We start from the raw sequence: 13,844 nt of genomic DNA on the forward strand, positions 1-13,844 counted from the left end.
TTTTAGGTTAAAAATAAGGGCGTTTCCATGGATGCATTGGGCACACTTTGTATTGAGTCTTTTGCCTTTTTTGATGATATCCCTTGTCAACCTAATTTCCCCGGAACCTAGCTTTGAAAGCCTAGCTTTGCTAAAGCGTATTGATTATGCGTGGTTTCTGGTATTGTTGGGATTCATTGTGGGTCAAACGTTATATTTCGTAAATATTTTAACATCCACAATAAAACATAAAACCAATTAGACAATTTTGTCCATTTTGGCTCGGATTTCTTCCAGACATAGATTCCCCAAACTACCCTCGTGGGAGTGTTCAATATCCCTTTTAGGCTTAAAATTACCATTCTCAATGGCCTTACCCATGGTCTTGTAGGCATCCCGGAACGGCATTCCGCTTTTTACCAGCTCGTTCAAAGTGTCCACGCTAAAGAGATAATCATATTTGGGATCGTCCAAAATATTTGCGTTCACCTTAATTTCCTTTAGACTGAACACCATCATCTCCAAACAGGCCTGCATATCCTGTAAAGCAGGAACAATTACCTCCTTCACCAATTGAAGATCCCGGTGATAGCCACTGGGCAAATTGTTCATGATGAGGATCAATTGGTTGGGTACCGCCTGAATCTTGTTGCATTTGGCCCGAATCAATTCAAACACATCTGGGTTTTTCTTGTGGGGCATAATGCTGCTTCCCGTGGTCAACTCATTGGGGAAAGAGATAAAATCAAAATTCTGGCTCATGTACAAACAGATATCCATGGCCATTTTGGAAAGGGTGGCAGCTACACTCGAAATTCCAAAAGCTGTGGCCTTTTCTACTTTTCCCCGCCCCATTTGGGCGGCAACCACATTGTATTTTAGGGTTTCAAAGCCCATTTCGGTAGTAGTGAAACTTCTATCTATGGGAAAAGAGCTGCCATAACCAGCAGCACTTCCCAAAGGGTTCTGATCGGCAACCTTATGGGCGGCGTCTATAAAATAAAGGTCATCCACCAAACTTTCGGCATAGGCCGAAAACCAAAGCCCGAAGGAAGAGGGCATGGCAATCTGCAAGTGCGTATAGCCGGGCAATAATACATTTTTGTGCTTTTCCGCAAGGTTCAACAATAGGTCAAAAAGTGTTTTTACCAGAGCCTTGATAGCATCCAATTCATCCTTGAGATACAATTGCATGGCCACCAGGACTTGATCGTTCCTAGATCGGGCCGTATGGATTTTTTTTCCGGTATCCCCCAATTTTTCGGTCAACAAAAACTCGATTTTCGAGTGCATGTCCTCAAAATCACCCTCAATGGTAAATTTCCCTTTTTCTATATCCTTGGCGATGTTTCCCAAAGCTTTTACCAAATCCTTGGTTTCCGTTTCGGTAATCAATCCCACTTTTCCCAGCATTTTGGCATGTGCAGTTGAGGCGATCACGTCGTATTTGGCCAAAACCAAATCCAATTCACGGTCGTTGCCTACGGTAAAGTGATCTATTTTCTTATCGGTACTAAAACCTTTGTCCCAGAGTTTCATACTATCCAATTATCAGTTGTCAATGTGCAATAAACAATGGTTGATTGCTAATTGTATTTTGTTTTTTGTAAAAATCCAGAGAGGATTTTGATATAAAGGTCAATCCCTTCTTCAATCTCATTTACATATATAAATTCATCGGCTGAGTGGGAACGGGTGCTGTCCCCAGGCCCCAATTTTACCGATTGGCAGCTCAAGGCCGCTTGATCGGATAAGGTCGGGGAGCCATAAGTGCCCCTGCCCAATGCCAAACCACTTTTTACCAAAGCGTGTTCAGGGTCAATGGAGGATGAGTTCAAACGCAGGGAACGTGGAGTCATTTCGCAAGGCGCTTCTTTTTGTAGAATGTCCGCAATTTCTTGATTGGAATAGCAATCGTTTACCCGAACATCCACTACCATATCTACTTGTGAAGGAACTACATTATGCTGCTTTCCTGCGTTGATTTGGGTCACAGTGAGTTTGACTTCTCCCAAAGCTTCGGAAACTTTATCAAAAGTGCAATTTTTAAACCATTCCAAAACTTGTATGGTATTGTAAATGGCATTGTTATCATTCGGATGTGCAGCGTGCGACGGGGTTCCCTTGACCACAGCATCAAAAACGACGAGTCCTTTTTCCGCAATGGCCAAATCCATCAAGGTGGGCTCACCTACCACAGCTACATCAATTTTTGGAAGGATGGGCAGTAGGGAACGAATGCTTTTTTCCCCGGCATCCTCTTCTTCTGCAGTTGCCGCCATAATAATATTGTGACTCATCCCCTCTATTTCGTAAAAATGGACGAAGGTAGCAAGGAGGGATACCAAGCATCCTCCGGCATCGTTGCTACCCAGACCATACAGTTTTCCATCCTCAATATGGGGGTGAAACGGGTCTTTGGTATAGGCGTTGTTGGGCTTTACCGTGTCATGGTGCGAGTTTAGCAGTAAAGTGGGTTTGGATTCATCAAAATGTTGGTTGAATGCATAGATGTTGTTGTATTGTCTGTGGACATCTATCCCAAATCCTGTGAGAAATGCAGCAATGGCATCACCTGTTTTATCTTCCTCTCCTGAAAATGAAGGAATGGAAATGAGCTGTTTTAAAAGCTCAATGGCTTTTTGGGTCAATTGGTCTTGGGGTATTTTCATAGCGTTAATGTGGTAAAATTTGAATTGCCTTTTTCAAGCATGCTGACATCACCAATACAGACTTTGGATACTTGATTTCTTAAGGCATAAAAGCAATTGTGCATTTTGGGAAGCATTCCGTCAGAAATAATACCGTAGGCCAACAGCTCGTCATAGGCCTTGGTGTCTATATGTTGAATCACGGAGTTTTCATCCTCTACATCCTGAAGCACCCCTTTCTTTTCGAAGCAGTAATACAGGGTGGTGTCAAATTGGTCAGACATTGCAATGGCCAATTCCGCAGCAATCGTATCGGCATTGGTATTGAGCAGTTGTCCTTTACCGTCGTGTGTCAATGCACAAAAGATGGGGGTAAAACCAGACTGCAATAATTTAAAGATACCATAGGAATTAACCATATCCACATCGCCCACATAACCAAAATCCACTTTCTTAATGGGTCTTTTATGGGCTTTTATGGCATTGGCATCCGCACCGCTCATTCCAATGGCATTGGTGCCAAAAGCTTGTAATTGTGCTACCATTTTCTTGCTGACCAAGCCGCCATATACCATAATGGCAATATCCAAGCTCTCCGCATCGGTGATTCGCCGACCATTTATCATTTTGGTCTCAACACCAAGCTTTTTACTCATCTCGGTGGCCTTTTTGCCACCACCATGGACCATAATCTTATTGCCCGGCATTTTGGAAAAAAGCTCCAAAATACGGTAAAACCCTTTCTCGTCCTCAATCAGATTGCTTCCTACTTTTATTATGGAAAGTGTCTGTTTCATATTATACATTTAAAATTCCTCCATCTATGGTTATTGCGGTGCCGGTAATCCATGAGCTGTCTTCCGAGACCATAAAAAGTGCAAGTTTTGCTATATCTTCAGGAGTTCCCAACCGTTTTAACAAAGTGGCTTCCTTTGCCTTTTCCACGGCCGTCTCCGGGTTGTTGAAAGCTTTTGCGGAATCCCATAGCAAAGGGGTGTCCACCGGACCCGGACAAATAGCGTTTACCCTTACTTTTGGGGCATAGTCCACGGCCATTTGCTTCATCAATGCCATGGCTGCTGCCTTTGAAGCACAATAGGCTGGGTGGTTGGGAAAACTCTTGAATGCTGCTATGGATGCGTTGATCAAAATATGGCCCTGTTCGTTATTTTGCAAATGGGGCAGCGCATATTTGGATAGGTAAAAAATTGAACTCAAATTGGTGTTGATGGTTTGGTGCCATTCAGAAATGGGAAGCTCCATTACATTTCCAAGGCCTAGGATACCGGCGTTCAGGGAAAGCATGTCCAATTTCCCAAAGCGGTCCATTGCTGTGGACACCAATTGTTCGTTATAGGATGGGTCGGTAATGTCGCCTGCCAAGAACACAGCTTTGCCGAGCTCCTTTTCGAGTGAACGGCCAGCTTCCTTGTTTCGTCCGGACAGGACTAGTTGAGCCCCTTCAGATGAGAAAGCCTTAGCAATGGCTTTTCCCATGCCACTGGTAGCTCCAGTTACTATACATACCTTGTCCTTTAATTTCATTTTATATCCTCCAATAACTTTTTTAATACGAGTTGTGCTGAAAAGACCCTGTTATTTGCCTGATCCAACACCAAAGATTGATTGCCATCCAATACGGCATCCTCAACAACTATATTGCGCCTTACGGGTAGACAATGCATGAATTTAGCTTTTCCCAATTTTTCTTGGGTCATGGTCCAATCAAGATCCTTGCTCAATACCTTTCCATAATCCGTATAACTGCTCCAATTTTTTACGTAGACGAAATCAGCATTTTCCAAGGCTTTTTTTTGATTGTACTCAATTTTACATCCTTTTGTGATCTCGTGGTTGAGCTCATATCCTTCTGGATGGGTTATTACAAATTCTGCATCCTGTAGCTTCATCATTTCAACAAACGAATTGGCCACGGCATGGGGCAATGCTTTTGGGTGTGGTGCCCATGACAACACCACTTTGGGCTTTGATTTTGTACCGTGCTCTGCGATGGTAATGGCATCTGCAAAAGCCTGAAGTGGATGACCCACTGAGCTTTCCATGTTCACTACCGGAATGGAGGCATATTTGGCAAAACCGTTCAGCACTTCTTCGGCCTCGTCCTTGGCTTTGTCCTTCAGCCCGGCAAAGGCCCTAATGGCAATAATATCGCAGTATTCGGAAACCACACGGGCTGCTTCCTTGATATGTTCTGAAGTACCTTGGTCCATAAGGGTGCCATCTCCAAATTCCAAGGCCCAACCCTCACTGCCAAAGTTCATGATCATTACTTCCATTCCCAAATGTATGGCTGCTTTTTGGGTACTTAACCTCGTTCTAAGGCTATTGTTGAAAAAAAGCAGGCAAATGGTTTTTTGTTTCCCCAGTTCTTTAAATTGATAAGGGTCTTTTTTTAAGGTAATTGCTTCATCTACCCATACGGGGAGGGAATCAATATCGTTTATGGAGAGATAGTGTTTCATTTGAGTACGGTTTTGAGGGCTTCAAAAAATAGGTCGATATGCTCTTTGGTTATGTTCAATGCCGGCAAAAACCGAAGCAGTTTCTTGTTTTTGGCGCTACCAGTGAAAATATGTTCATCATAGATTAGTTTTTTGCGCAAATCGGCCACTTCAAAATCAAATTCCAAACCTATCATCAGCCCTCGGCCTTTTACGTTTTTAATTTGGGGAATTTCTACGGCTTTTTCCTTAAAATAGGAACCCAAGCTAGCTGCGTTGGCAATCAAATTTTCATTGTCAACCACATCTAAGACCGCCAAACAGGCCGCGCAGGCCAAGTGGTTTCCACCAAAGGTAGTGCCTAAAAGTCCATATGAAGGCTTAAAGGTTTCATGAAGCAGCACACCGCCCACAGGAAAGCCATTCCCCATGCCTTTGGCAATGGTTATGATATCGGGTTGGATATTGTGGTGTTGAAAGGCGAAGAACTTCCCACTTCGGCCATACCCGGATTGTACCTCATCCGCAATAAGAACCACGTTGTTCTCCTTACATTTTTTGGCGATGAACTGATAGAATTCCGTGGAAGGTTCATCCAATCCGCCCACACCTTGAATGGCTTCCAAGATTACAGCACAATAGGCATCGGAAGTGATGACCTTTTCAAAGGCCTCAAAATCATTCAAGGGAAGAAAGGTCACTTCCTGTTGCTGGTTAATGGGTGCATTGATGCTAGGGTTGTCCGTAGCGGCCACCGCCGCCGAGGTCCTACCGTGAAAACTGTTCTTAAAGGAAATCACTTTGGCCTTTCCGGTATGAAAAGAGGCCATTTTCAGTGCATTTTCATTGGCTTCGGCACCCGAATTGCACATAAACAGGTCATAATCGGTGCAATCGGATAATTTTCCCAATTTTTCTGCGAGCTCCTCTTGAAGTGGGTTTTGCACGGAATTGCTGTAAAACGCCATCTTATCAAGTTGGTCCTTGATTTTCGCCACATAATGTGGATGGGTGTGCCCAATGGAGATTACGGCATGACCTCCGTAAAAATCCAAATATTTTTGCCCTTTATCATCCCATACCTCAATGCCTTTGGCAGATACGGGGGTAACATCATAAAGAGGATATACGTCAAATAATTTCATAATCTTTTTACTGGTCACCTCGAACGGATTCGAGAGATGGTTTTTTATGGTTGAAGGTCAATACTACGCTCGACCTCATATTGTTTCATCCTTTTTTAATTTGGCTTATTTTTTCATAAGAGCTCACAATTCCGCGAATCAAGGAAGAGCTCAACCCTTGGTGTTCCATTTCATTCAAGCCTTCAATAGTACACCCTTTGGGGGTGGTTACCCTATCAATTTCTTCTTCGGGGTGGCTTCCGGACTCGATCAAAAGGCTTGCGGCACCGTTACAGGTGTGCATGGCCAACTCTTGTGCTTCCTTGGCATCAAAACCCAACTGAATGGCTCCTTGGGTTGTGGCGCGTATCAAGCGCATCCAAAAGGCAATACCACTTGCACAAATAACCGTAGCGGCCTGCATTTGTTCCTCGGGAATTTGCATCGTGTGTCCCATACGGTTAAAGATGGCCTTGGCCAAATCAACCCTTTTTTTACCCAACTCATTGCTACAGATACAGGTCATGGACTTTCCTACTGAAATGGCCGTGTTGGGCATGCTACGGATGATGAATTTGTCCGCGCCAATGATCTCTTCAATTTTAGGAATACTAAATCCTGTAATGGTACTGATCAACACATGTTTTTCCGAAAGTAGGTCCTTGACGTCCTTTAGAATGGTGGCAAAATGCCCGGGCTGCACGGCAAAAATCAAGATGTCGGAATTTTTTACCGCTTCTTGGTTATCCGAAGTCACTGTAACGTTTCCGTACTTTTCAAATTCTTGGATGGATTTGGTATTTCTCTTGGTGAGGTACATGGTGGTGGCTCCATTGCTGTGTAAAATGCCCTTGGCAATGGCCAATCCCAAATTTCCTGCTCCTATGATGGCTACTTTCATTTTTTCTTAATTAGGGGGTCTCGCATCTCGACTACGCTCGATATGACAGCTCGACCAAAATTACTTTTAAAATACTCCTGCTTTTAATAATAGACCTTCGGTCTCAGGGAAACCGAACATCAGGTTCATATTCTGTACCGCCTGACCGGACGCGCCTTTCAATAAATTGTCAATGGCAGAGGTGATCAAGATCAAATTCTCATGCTGGTGCAGGTGGATATGACATTGATTGGTATTCACCACTTGCTTTAGGTGGACGGGTTCATCGGAAACATGCGTGAAAACCGCGCCTGTATAAAATTCTTTGAACAAGGCTTTTGCGTCCTCTAAACTTCCGTCAAAGGCAGTATAGGCCGTGGCCAATATTCCCCTTGTGAAGTTTCCACGGTTTGGCAAGAACAAGAGTTTGCCCACAGGATTTCCATACGAGTCCAGGCTTTCCCCAATTTCTCCCAGATGTTGGTGAGAAAAGGGTTTATACCAGGATACATTGTTGTTTCTCCAGCTAAAATGGGAGGTGGACGATAGCCCGACCCCTGCACCGGTACTCCCCGTTACGGCATTGATATGTACTTCGTTTTTCAACAGTCCTGCTTTGGCCAAGGGCAACAATCCCAATTGGATTGCGGTGGCAAAACATCCGGGATTGGCAATGGCGTCAGCGGATATTATGGCCTCCTTGTTCAGTTCGGGAAGTCCGTACACAAACTCTTTTCCATTAAAATGGGTATCGGCCTTTAGCCTAAAGTCGTTGCTGAGGTCTATGATCTTGGTGTTTTTTGAAAAGGTGTTCTCCTGTAAAAAAGAGGTGGAATTGCCATGTCCAAGGCATAGAAAAACCACATCCACATTTGGATTCACCTCACCCGTAAAGGCCAAATCTGTCAATCCCAAAAGATCTTGATGGGCAGAGGTAATGGATTTTCCAGCTCTAGTGGTACTGAACACAAAGTCAATTTCGGCCTGGGGGTGGTTCAATAGGATTCGGATAAGTTCCCCGCCAGTGTATCCGGACCCGCCTATGATGCCTGCTTTAATCATTGTTCTGGTTTACGTGGTTTGCAATTTTACCGGAATTGGATAAAATTTTAATGAATCCTTTGGCATCATCAGCCGTCCAGCCCTTGTTCATTTCACCATAGCTTCCAAAAGAAGCGTTCATAAGGTCATGGTCTGAAGCAATTCCATTGAGTTCAAATCGGTAGGGGTGAAGCGTGACAAAAACGTCGCCAGAAACATGTTTTTGGGTATCCGCCAAGAACGCTTCAATGTTTCGCATCACTTCATCCAAATAGTTTCCTTCATGCAACAACATGCCATAAAAATTGCCCAATTGCTCTTTTTGGTACTGCTGCCATTTGCTCAAGGTGTGTTTTTCCAAAAGATGGTGCGCTTTAATGATGATGAGAGGTGCGGCAGCCTCAAAACCGACCCGACCCTTGATGCCGATAATGGTATCACCAACGTGGATATCCCTGCCAATGGCATATTTGGATGCAATGGCCGATAACTTTTCAATATTGGCTACAGGGGTATCAGTTTCTCCATCCAAAGCAACCAACTCTCCTTTTTTGAAGGTCAGTTTCAATTCTTTGGGAAGCTCTTTTTCCAATTGGCTTGGGTAGGCACTTCCGGGCAGGGCCGAATGGGATGTCAGGGTTTCTTCACCACCCACAGAGGTTCCCCATAGTCCCTTATTTATGGAGTATTTTGCTTTTTCCCAAGAATAATCAATACCATTTTGTTGTAGATAGTTGATTTCCTCTTCCCGGGCCAATTTTTTGTCCCTGATCGGGGTGATGATTTCAATTTCAGGGGCCAAAATTTGAAAGATCATATCAAATCGCACTTGGTCGTTTCCGGCACCGGTACTACCATGGGCAATGTACTGTGCCCCTATTTTTTTGGCATGGTTTACAATTTCGATGGCCTGTACAATCCGTTCCGCGCTTACCGAAAGGGGATAGGTATTGTTCTTAAGGACATTTCCGAAGATGAGGTACTTGACCACTTTTTCATAAAATGTGGCAATGGCGTTGATGGAGGTGTAGGAACTTGCACCAAGGGTCAGGGCCTTCTCCTCAATTTCCTTGATTTCTTCCTTGCTGAAGCCCCCCGTGTTCACACTTACGGCGTGTACTTCAAAACCTTGGTCCTGTGAAAGATATTTTGCACAATATGAGGTGTCCAATCCACCGCTATAGGCCAAAACTAATTTTTTCATGTTGTATTTCTTCTATTAATTGATGTTACGAAGGCAGTGGAAAGTATACCGTTCTCGACTGCGTTCGAACTGACATTTATTTTTGCTTCTTTTTTAAAAAAAGGGCTTCCTTAATTTTTTTCAGTCTTTGAAAGGCTTTCTCGTTCCACTTTTTGGTTACCGGCTTTTTGGAATTGGGATCGTAAAGCATACCGGTGCACAGACACATTTTTTGTTCTGTGCGGGTAAGGATGTCAAAATTCTTACAGGTCTGACAGCCTTTCCAGAATTCGGGGTCGTCGGTGAGTTCAGAAAATGTAACAGGTTTATAACCTAGTTCGTAATTCATTTTCATTACGGCCAAACCTGTGGTGATGCCAAATATTTTTGCGTCGGGGAATTTTTTTCGGGAGAGGTCAAAAATGGCCTTTTTTATTTCCTTGGCCAATCCTTGGTTTCGGTAATCTGGATGTACGATTAATCCAGAGTTGGCCACAAAGTCCTTGTTGCCCCATACTTCTATATAACAGAACCCTGCGAATTTATCACCATCCAGGGCAATAATCGCATTCCCATTCTGTAATCGCTTCATAATGTACTCCGGGGTTCTTCTGGCAATTCCGGTGCCTCGTACCTTGGCAGATTCCGTGATGGTATCACTTATGATGTGTGCGTATTTAAAATGTGATTCGTTAGCAACTACAATTTCCATTGCAAGCGTTTAAACTGATAAAAAATTAATGAAAGATGTTGGTTTGTTGTTGCGGAAATGGACTCACCTATTTCCATAGATCGTGATGCACCCTTACGGGCGACGACGGGGAGAAAATGGACGTACTGGAGCAGGAATGCTCAATGTATGTAATATGTATTGTTGTCCTTTCATTTCGGGATTAAAAGTACAAATTAATTCCAATTGACCTAAGAACAGATTTATTTTTTAAAGAAATATAACTTTTTTGGGCCTTTGCTTATCATTTCATAAATAAAAAAGCCTATGACCAAAATGTATTCAAAAGCCAACCACCACATATTTTCCTTAAAATCTGGATTTGAATAAGCTTGATAACTCAACACAACGGCAAAAGACCAAATCAAGGGGAAGCGATAATCCGTTAAAAGGGAGACTCCCAAAAGGAACACAACATACCATGGGTGAACTGTGCTGGATATGAAAAAATATATCGAGAGTACCAGTAGAGTTGAAGTAATTAGGGTTTGTAGGCTTTGATTCTTCCGCAAGAAGGCAAACAATAGGATGACGATGGCCATTACCTTGATCACCAATGTTCCATAGGCTTCAATGAGTTCCCAAGGCTTGGCGTCATAAAAAGTGACCGCTATTTTTTTGATGCCATTGTAGATTCCGGCATTGAATTCAAAATTGGAGAACCATAGACCAATGGTATCCGAATAGTTGTCGATGAAAAATGGAGCGTAAAAAGGAGTAAGCAGGATAAGACAGCCCAGTCCTGTTAAGGCATAGAAGAAAATACTTTTTCGTAATCCCAAATACTTCAAAAAAAGAGGCAGAAAGAGTATTGGGACCAATTTTACCATTATGGATATGGCATACAATGGAGCCCCGAGCCACCATTTTTGGCTTGAGATTAGATAGAGTGCCCAAACAAAGAAGAACAGCATGGTTCCTTCAAAGTGCAGGTTTCCGGTGAGCTCAATGATGACCAAAGGGTTTAGGAAATACCAAAAGGCCAAATAGCTAGGACGGTTGAGTTTTTGGAGCAGTTTTCTTCCAAAATACAAAACTCCTAAATCACCAAGGATGGTGATCAGTCGCAGGGCAATGATAGCACCGAGCACACTACCGCCTCCAAGAATAGACGCAAGGGCAAAGAAAAATTGGTTTACCGGAGGGTAGTTGCTATAATGTTTGGCATGAAGGCTTCCCATACCGGCATATAGTTCATCAGCATTGGCTATGGAAAAATTGGGTTGCTCCATAAGCTGGTCCGGCGTATACAAGTAGGGGTTGAAACCATTTTTGATGAGCTCCCCATCCCAAATAAAGCGATAGAAATCTTGGGAGAGATTAGGTTCTGCAACAAGGAAAATCAACCTAAAAAGGATTCCCGCTACCAAAAGGAACTTAAAGTTCCATTTTTCAAACTGAATAATCTTGTAGCAAAAAAAGAACAGTCCGCTAAACAGTGTTAGCAGCTTTATGTAATCGGTGCGGTCTAAATCATACCCAAAACTGGTGTAGAACAACATACTCCCGATAACAAAGAGTATCGGGTATTTGTGCAGGTTCCAGTAAGAGCGCATGAATTTAAGCCTTGGATGTCAGCGACTTAAAGAATACAAAGCCAAATCCTAAGAACAACATTAAATGGAATGGAAAAAGTCCGTAATCATTTAATGGAATGGCACTGTACATTCCAAAAAGGAAGTAGACCATCAGGGCAAATTCCAAAATCATATTTGGCGATAGTTTCTTGGCCAAATATTTATTGCCCTTCCACGTATCGGTAAGGTTGTTGATGTTGAATTTTGGAGTTCGCACAAACTCACTTCGCTTTCCTAAATGTCCTTCCAAAACAGCAACCGTGTTATGCAGGGAGAAGCCCAATGCTACTGAAAAGAAAGTAAAGAACAACTTGATGTAGTCCACAAAATTATCAAAACTACTTCCCTGTATACTTTTATAGGTGAACCAGTAACAAATGAATAGGATAATGGTACTGATGATAAAGAAGCTGGTCACTTCAAATATCCATCCCAAATGGCCATACATATTTTTAATGTATAGCATGGGAATGCTCAATAGAGCAACGATGAACACGCAAAGGAACATAGAACTGTTCAATAGGTGCATTACGCCGTGGAACTTGGTTTTAAAGGGAATGTTTTTGGCAGTGATCACACTCCAAACCGTTTTTCTGAAGTTTTCGGCACCACCTTTGTTCCAACGGAATTGCTGGGAGCGGGCTGCACTGATTACTACGGGAAGCTCGGCAGGGGTTTCCACGTCTTCCAAATACTTGAACTTCCAGTTTTTCAATTGGGCACGGTAGCTCAGGTCCAAATCCTCGGTCAAGGTGTCGCCTTCCCAGTTGCCGGCATCCAAGATGCACTCTTTTCTCCAGATACCTGCGGTACCGTTAAAATTTATGAAATGCCCCTTGGAGTTTCGCCCCACTTGCTCTAAGGTGAAATGTGCATCCAAAGCAAAGGCTTGGATGCGGGTAAGTGTGGAGTAATCACGGTTGATGTGTCCCCAACGGGTCTGTACCACACCAATTTCCTCGTCTTTAAAGTAGGGAACGGTCTTTTTGAGCCAATCGCTTTCAGGAAGAAAATCTGCATCAAAAATGGCGATGAACTCTCCTTTGGCTATAGCCAAACCTTCTTTCAAGGCACCGGCCTTAAAGCCTTTTCGGTTTTCCCTGCGGATGTGTTGGATGTCCAAACCTGTTTTTTGGAGCTCTTTTACCCTTCTGGCTGTTTCTATTACAGAGTCATCGGTAGAGTCGTCCAACACTTGGATTTCCAATTTGCTTTTAGGGTATTCTATTTTGGCAATATTGTCCAACAAGCGCTCCATTACGTATTCCTCATTGTAAATGGGAAGTTGAATGGTAACAAAGGGAATTTCTTTTGGATCTAGTAAATTGAATTTTGGGGCTTCCTCGTTTCGCTTTTTATATCCTAGATAGTTTATCAAGAGGTTTAATTGGGCTAGACTGTAGAAGAATATCAAAATCAGGGCCGTACTGTAGATAGCAATGATGATAAGAGCGATAGTGAGTCCCATGTTATTTTAAACTGTATTTAAAGATCCAACCCAAAATTTTTATGCCTGCAAATATAGTACCTTTTACCGTTCCTGAAACTTTTGACACTCCAATTCTTCGTTTATAACGTACTGGTACTTCGGTATATGTCATTTTTTTTCTTAAAATTTTTAACTGCATTTCCACGGTCCACCCGTAAGTCGTGTCCTGCATTCCCAATTCTTTGAGCTTTTCATATTTAATGGCCCTAAAAGGTCCTAAATCCGTAAATCTTGACCTAAAGAATAATCGCATCAAAAAAGTGGCCAACCAATTGCCAAAAACCTGTTGCGGTGTCATAGATCCTGGTTCACGGAGTTCTTTTTTGCGTGCGCCGACCACAAAATCAATGTCCTTCTCCAAGATAGGGGCGATTACTTTATCCAGTTCTTCTGGATAATCAGAGTAATCTCCGTCAATAAATACGATGATATTGGGTGTTTTGGATGCTTTGGATATGTAATCTATTCCTTTTAGGCAGGCAGAGCCATATCCTTTGCGGGTTTCGGTGATTACGGTAGCTCCTGCTTTTTGCGCATTTTGAATGGTATTGTCGATAGATCCATTGTCCACCACAATGATTTCAGAAACATGTTTCGGCAATTCGGAAACCACCTTGCCTATGGAATCTCCTTCATTGATTGCGGGAATGATTACCTTGATGTTGGTCATAGGCATTCTTAGGTTTATCTTGAAGTTGCCAAAACTACACTATTCCACCGATTTTGAC

13 protein-coding genes are annotated in these 13,844 nt (G+C 42.9%); all 13 read right to left on the minus strand.

Annotated features, from left to right (window positions below; translation table 11 throughout):
- Positions 1-237 precede the first annotated feature (237 nt).
- The 13 genes from argH to EZV76_RS04790 all read right to left on the minus strand — a co-directional run bounded on the left by argH (position 238) and on the right by EZV76_RS04790 (position 13,786).
- Positions 238-1,518, minus strand: coding sequence for an argininosuccinate lyase (gene argH / locus EZV76_RS04730; protein ID WP_136565416.1), 1,281 nt, complete (start codon positions 1,516-1,518; stop codon positions 238-240).
- 47 nt (positions 1,519-1,565) lie between these two features.
- Entirely contained in the window at positions 1,566-2,651 is a 1,086-nt protein-coding gene (locus EZV76_RS04735) for a M20 family metallo-hydrolase (RefSeq protein WP_136565417.1), read from the minus strand.
- Entirely contained in the window at positions 2,648-3,427 is a 780-nt protein-coding gene (gene argB, locus EZV76_RS04740; RefSeq protein ID WP_136565418.1) for an acetylglutamate kinase, read from the minus strand. The genes EZV76_RS04735 and argB overlap by 4 nt, the downstream gene beginning before the upstream one ends.
- Before the next feature lies 1 nt (position 3,428).
- Positions 3,429-4,175, minus strand: a complete 747-nt coding sequence (locus EZV76_RS04745) for an SDR family NAD(P)-dependent oxidoreductase (protein WP_136565419.1) — start codon at positions 4,173-4,175, stop codon at positions 3,429-3,431.
- On the minus strand, positions 4,172-5,113 hold the full coding sequence (locus EZV76_RS04750; protein ID WP_136565420.1) for a Rossmann-fold NAD(P)-binding domain-containing protein: 942 nt from the start codon (positions 5,111-5,113) through the stop codon (positions 4,172-4,174). The genes EZV76_RS04745 and EZV76_RS04750 overlap by 4 nt, the downstream gene beginning before the upstream one ends.
- On the minus strand, positions 5,110-6,237 hold the full coding sequence (locus tag EZV76_RS04755) for an aspartate aminotransferase family protein (protein ID WP_136565421.1): 1,128 nt from the start codon (positions 6,235-6,237) through the stop codon (positions 5,110-5,112). Before EZV76_RS04755 ends, EZV76_RS04750 begins: the two co-directional genes overlap by 4 nt.
- A gap of 85 nt (positions 6,238-6,322) precedes the next feature.
- Positions 6,323-7,117 (minus strand): pyrroline-5-carboxylate reductase, encoded by a 795-nt coding sequence (proC, locus tag EZV76_RS04760; RefSeq protein WP_136565422.1) that lies wholly within the window; start codon positions 7,115-7,117, stop codon positions 6,323-6,325.
- Positions 7,118-7,183: 66 nt separating this feature from the next.
- Positions 7,184-8,158, minus strand: coding sequence for an N-acetyl-gamma-glutamyl-phosphate reductase (gene argC, locus EZV76_RS04765; RefSeq protein WP_136565423.1), 975 nt, complete (start codon positions 8,156-8,158; stop codon positions 7,184-7,186).
- A complete protein-coding gene (locus tag EZV76_RS04770; protein ID WP_136565424.1) occupies positions 8,151-9,341 on the minus strand; it encodes an argininosuccinate synthase in 1,191 nt (396 codons plus the stop codon). The genes argC and EZV76_RS04770 overlap by 8 nt, the downstream gene beginning before the upstream one ends.
- A 76-nt stretch (positions 9,342-9,417) precedes the next feature.
- Positions 9,418-10,032, minus strand: a complete 615-nt coding sequence (locus tag EZV76_RS04775) for a GNAT family N-acetyltransferase (RefSeq protein ID WP_136565425.1) — start codon at positions 10,030-10,032, stop codon at positions 9,418-9,420.
- Between the two features lie 221 nt (positions 10,033-10,253).
- Positions 10,254-11,606, minus strand: coding sequence for a polyprenol phosphomannose-dependent alpha 1,6 mannosyltransferase MptB (mptB, locus tag EZV76_RS04780; protein WP_136565426.1), 1,353 nt, complete (start codon positions 11,604-11,606; stop codon positions 10,254-10,256).
- 4 nt (positions 11,607-11,610) lie between these two features.
- Positions 11,611-13,095 (minus strand): cellulose synthase family protein, encoded by a 1,485-nt coding sequence (locus EZV76_RS04785; RefSeq protein WP_136565427.1) that lies wholly within the window; start codon positions 13,093-13,095, stop codon positions 11,611-11,613.
- Position 13,096: 1 nt separating this feature from the next.
- Positions 13,097-13,786 (minus strand): glycosyltransferase family 2 protein, encoded by a 690-nt coding sequence (locus tag EZV76_RS04790; protein ID WP_136565428.1) that lies wholly within the window; start codon positions 13,784-13,786, stop codon positions 13,097-13,099.
- Positions 13,787-13,844: the final 58 nt, after the last annotated feature.

This window comes from Flagellimonas alvinocaridis (genome assembly GCF_004916895.1).
GTDB classification, from domain to species: domain Bacteria; phylum Bacteroidota; class Bacteroidia; order Flavobacteriales; family Flavobacteriaceae; genus Flagellimonas; species Flagellimonas alvinocaridis.